Annotated in this window: 1 protein-coding gene; it reads left to right on the forward strand. The window is 68.9% G+C overall.

The annotated features are described in order from the left end of the window. On the forward strand, positions 1-379 hold a 379-nt coding region (locus FY251_RS22305), incomplete at both ends, for an RNA methyltransferase (RefSeq protein ID WP_222847946.1).

Consider the following 379-nt stretch of genomic DNA (forward strand, 5'->3'; position numbering starts at 1 on the left):
ACGTGGAACAGGGGGAGCGCGTGACCGTCAGGGTCTCTTCGCGACGGCCGGTCCGGGCGAAACTCGTCGACGCCCCCACAACGGGATTCGACGTTGTCGCCGCGGACCTCGATGCGGCACTCTCGCGCGACGATGCCGGGCTCACTATCGCGTCCTCGCGATACGGCGAGCCGGTAACGTCGACCCGTCTCGGCCAGTTGGCCGAGCGGCGCGACGCCGAGGGCGGCATGACCGTCGCCTTCGGGGCACCCGAGCGCGGGTTACCGTCGATACTCGACGTTGCCCCGGACGCCGTCGGGGGAGACCAGACGAGCGACGAACCAGAAGGGTTCGACCTCTGGCTGAATACGGTTCCGAACCAGGGCAGTGAGGTCGTGCG

It is taken from the genome of Haloferax sp. KTX1 (assembly GCF_902410085.1).
GTDB classification, from domain to species: Archaea; Halobacteriota; Halobacteria; order Halobacteriales; family Haloferacaceae; genus Haloferax; species Haloferax massiliensis.